The 5,121-nt window shown below is 43.3% G+C and carries 1 protein-coding gene; it reads left to right on the top strand.

Annotation, left to right across the window (positions count from 1 at the left end; all coding sequences use genetic code 11):
* Nucleotides 1-465: 465 nt before the first annotated feature.
* The coding region (locus tag FLJC2902T_RS15885) for an Ig-like domain-containing protein (protein WP_051364373.1) at nucleotides 466-5,121 on the top strand (4,656 nt) is incomplete at its 3' end.

The raw sequence follows: 5,121 nt of genomic DNA, 5'->3' as shown, positions 1-5,121 counted from the left end.
CTCAGGAAAAGGATACGGCGAGAGCGAACTGAAAGTACAATGCGACCAATGCACGGACGAAGAACATGCTAAAAACAGACGTTCTGAGTTTATGATTGTGAAGAAGTAATTCAGTATTATACATTTTTAAAAGGCGCCCTTAAAATGGGGCGCCTTTTTTTGTAGTTGCAATTTTAATATGGATTTCATCCGTGACCGTTTTTTTCTTCGATATGAGAAATTTTTAACCCTAAAAGAACTGTGGAAGTCTGGCCGAATCGATTTAGTATGATTGCATAATATTGTTGGAATTCTTGCGGTTATCAGTAAGTAAATGTTAAAAATTTTATTTTATTCTGCGTAATGCTCAGTAAATCAAAAAAATAAACAAAATGTTCTTTTTTTGTGAATGTAGGTTGTTGCGAATAAGTTCCCGATAATTTTACTATAAATTTGGAGGCTATACATCCAATTTATTACTATGTCATGAAAAAAATTACTCTGTTAATTTTGATGTCATTGTTTACCATACTGGGTCATTCCCGGTTTTCGGAAAACCATGATTCTTCAGTAGATATATCTTTAGGTTTACTTCCTTCAAATAAAAGTTTGGCTGATATTCCGATGCCGCATAGTGTTGGCATTGCACGTACTTGCCCAGATGTTGTAAATTCAGTAGTAAAGCCAACGACACCCGCTTGCCCTGCACCAACCGCTTTAATAGTGGTAAGTAGTACCGGTACAACAGCTACATTACAATGGACGGCAGGTTCAACCGAAACACAATGGGAGATTGTGGTTCAGGATCCTGGATATGGTACTCCAACAACGGGGAGTACAATTATTGCGGCTGGAACCAATCCGTTTACAGTAACAGGATTAGATCCTGTATCATCGTATGAATTTTATGTAAGAGCTGTCTGTTCGGCAAGTGAAGTGAGTTCTTGGTCTGGACCAGGAACTATTACAACCACATGTGATATGTTTCCCGTTCCCTATATTGAAGGTTTCAACTCGTCATCTATTACACAGCAGTGTTGGACGGTTGCGAACGGAAACGGGGATGCTGATTCGTGGAACATGGACTATGCAACTACTCCTTTTGAAGGGAATCAATCAGCAATGATGTTCACGGATCTTAATGCAGGAAACAATAATGACTGGTTGATTTCACCAACTATTAATTTAAATTCCACACCTCGACCTAAACGATTAAAATTCCATTATAGAGTGCAGTCGACGACTGAGCCTAACGACTTCAGAGTTGTACTTTCAACAACAGGTGGTGCCATAGCAAACTTTACACAGACGATTATACCATTGGCCTCGTACAGTAACGCCACTTATGTTGAGCGGATAGTTAACTTAGTTGATGCTTCAAACAACCCATTGACGGGTGCTGTAAATATTGCCTGGCATGTGCCAAACGGAGGTCTGGATGGTAACAGATTGTTTATCGACAATGTAATTGTTGAAGATATTCCGACGTGTCCGAATCCGACGAATTTAGTTGCAAGTAGTATGGGGCTGACAAGTGCCACTTTATCCTGGACACCGGGTTTTAATGAAACACAATGGGAAGTTATTGCATTGCCAACAGGTTCTCCTGCGCCTAATGCAGGTACAGTGGGGACGTTAGTAACAAGTCCGCCACCTTATGTGTTTAATAGCTTACAAGCGTCTACCACTTATGATTTTTATATACGAGCCGTATGTTCTTCTACAGATATCAGTGTTTGGACTACGCCTGTTACGGCGACTACCTTGATTGGATATAACCAATGTTCTATGCCATTAGATATTCCGGTTAACAATATAAATCAATGTACTGTGGTTCGTAACATGTCACTTGTAGGATCGACAGTTTCATCGGAAGGCGGTACTGCTTGCGGAACTAATAATTCTGGTGATATTTGGTTCTCATTTAGAGCAATTAATTCGGCACAGACTATCGACTTGTTGAATTTCACAGGATCACCACAGCCAATTGCACTAACCCTTTATTCAGGAACGTGTGGGGGTTTGAATCAGATTGCCTGCAGTTTGAATAACTCAATCACGGCTACAGGATTGCAGGTTAATACGGTTTATTTAGTCAGGGCATCAATCAATGCTGTAACTACAAACCTGAATGTACAGTTTAATGTATGTGTAAAGACACCACAGCCTCCAGCCAATGGGAGTACTTTGAACTGTATGATCAATACAGTTAATCCGGATTTCGAATATCCGGTTATTAGTGGGACCAGCCCAAATCTTGTGACAAATGATAATACGATGTTGGGATGGAGAACAACTGCTACGGATCACATTATAGAAATTTGGCCCGCACCTAATTATGAAAATCATCCGGCTTATTCCGGTAGACAGTTTATCGAATTAAATGCTCATCAGGTTTCTGCGGTGTACCAGGATTACGCAACCCCTACGAGTACGGTATTTAATTACGGTTTTGCTCACAAAGGTAGACAGGGTGTTGACACTGTTGCACTTTTGGCGGGACCTCCGGGTGGACCTTATGTTGAGATTCGCAGGGTTAGTACGGGAGTGCCGGCCTGGAGTTATAATACAGGAGCCTATACGGTTCCTGCCGGTCAGCCGGTTACCCGATTTCTGTTTCAGTCAATATCCAGTGTAGGAGGTGCCACTATTGGGAATTTCTTGGATGCCATTACCTTTACGGCAGACAACAGTATCATTTCTGCAAGCCCTTATACTTTAGATTGTAATAGTAATACAACAACTGTTACTGCTGCCGGAATGGGAATCTGGTCGGCAGACAGTACTAACCCATCAGCAACAGTTATCGCTAATACTAGTGCTAATACTACAACCATCACAGGATTTTCTGTACCGGGTATTTATAGATTCAATTGGACCACCTTATATTGTACCACTACGGTAGAAATTACCTATGTGAATAATGGGAATACGGTGCCTGTTTTTACTCAGGTTGCACCAGTTTGCTCTTCGGCAGCTATACCTGCTTTACCGACAACTTCCAATAATGGAGTAACAGGAACCTGGTCGCCAGCTATCAATAATATGGCTACCACGACCTATACATTTACACCCAATGCCGGACAATGTGCCACTACAGCCACAATGACCATTACGGTGACTCCGGGTGCTACGCCTACATTTACACAGGTTCCGACAATTTGTTCAGGAGGATCGTTAGCGGCATTGCCAACTACGTCCAATGAAGGCATAACGGGAACATGGTCGCCGGCTTTGAATAACACAGCCACTACTACTTATACATTCACGCCAACTACGGGTCAATGCGCAAGTGCAGCTACGATGACCATTACGGTAACGCCTAATGTGACACCGGCATTTACTCAGGTTGCACCAATTTGTTCCGGAGGGATGTTAACAGCATTGCCAACAACCTCTAATGATGGTATTACGGGAACGTGGTCACCGGCTTTGAATAATACTGCCACAACGACCTATACTTTTACGCCGAATGCTGGACCATGTGCGGTTCCAACTACGATGACCATTACCGTAAATCCGGTTGTAACACCTACATTTACACAGGTTGCGCCAATTTGTTCCGGAACTTCGTTATCGGCATTGCCTGCAACTTCCAATGAAGGGGTTACGGGAACTTGGTCACCGGCTTTGAATAATACAGCAACGACTACGTATACTTTTACACCAAGTACTGGTCAGTGTTCGATTGCGACTACGATGACTATCACAGTGAATCCGCTTGTGACACCAACATTTACACAGGTTGCACCAATCTGTTCAGGCGGAACGCTAACGGCCTTGCCAACAGCTTCGAATGAAGGTGTAACAGGAACCTGGTCTCCGGCTATGAACAATACAACGACAACAACGTATACTTTTACTCCGGATGCAGGACTGTGCGCAACAACAGCTACGATGACTATTACGGTAACACCTAATGTGACGCCTACATTTACACAAGTTGCTCCAATTTGTGCGGGTGGATCATTAACGACATTACCAACTACTTCCAATGAAGGAATTGTGGGAACATGGTCTCCGTCATTAAATAATACTGCTACAACTACGTACACTTTTACACCAAATGCGGGACCATGTGCGGTTCCGACTACGATGACTATTACGGTAACGCCGACTGTAACACCGACTTTTACACAGGTCGCTGCAATTTGTTCAGGGGCTGCGTTATCAGCATTACCTACAACTTCCAATGAAGGTGTTACGGGAATTTGGCTACCTGCCATGAATAACACAGCTACAACCACATACACATTTACACCAAATATTGGTCAATGTTCAGTTCCGACTACGATGACTATCACGGTGAATCCGATGGTTACACCTACATTTACACAAGTTCTCCCAATTTGTTCCGGTGGAACGTTAGCGGCATTACCAACAACCTCGAATGAAGGTGTAACGGGTGCATGGTCTCCGGCTTTGAACAATACAATCACAACTACGTATACTTTTACTCCGGATGCCGGACAATGTGCGCCTACAGCTCCGATGACGATTACGGTTAACCCGTTACCAACGATAAGCGGTACCTTATCCGCTTGTGCTGGTTCGGCGACTCAATTAACCGGATCGGGAACACCGGCAGCAGCAGGAGCATGGTTTTCATCTGACACAGCAGTTGCTACGGTAGACAATACCGGATTGGTAAGCGGACTTACAGCTGGAACCACAACAATAACCTATACTAATAATAACGGATGTTTGGTAACGGCGACTGTAACCATCAACGCTATACCGACAATATCCGGAACATTGACGACATGTATAGGTGCGACCACTCAGTTAACAGGTACGGGAACACCGGCAACATCGAATGCATGGACAACATCGAATGCTTCAGTGGCAACTATTGATGCTGCGGGATTGGTAACCGGAGTTTCTGCAGGTACAACGACGATTACTTATGTTGATAGTAACGGTTGTTCCACTACAACAATTGTAGATGTGCTATCGTCTCCAACAGCTTCGATTTCAATATCAGGTGCATCTACAATATGTACGGGAACCACAACGGATATAACAATTTCAGGAACACCGAACGGAACCGTTAATTATACCGAGAATGGGACTGCAGCGTCTGTTGTTTTACCTGCATCGGGAACGATAACTTTCACAACTGCAAACTTATCGGCACAAACA

The sequence above is a fragment of the Flavobacterium limnosediminis JC2902 genome (assembly GCF_000498535.1).
GTDB lineage: Bacteria > Bacteroidota > Bacteroidia > Flavobacteriales > Flavobacteriaceae > Flavobacterium > Flavobacterium limnosediminis.
The sequence above is the reverse complement of the archived record's forward strand: the minus strand, read 5'-3'. Positions and strand labels throughout refer to the sequence as shown.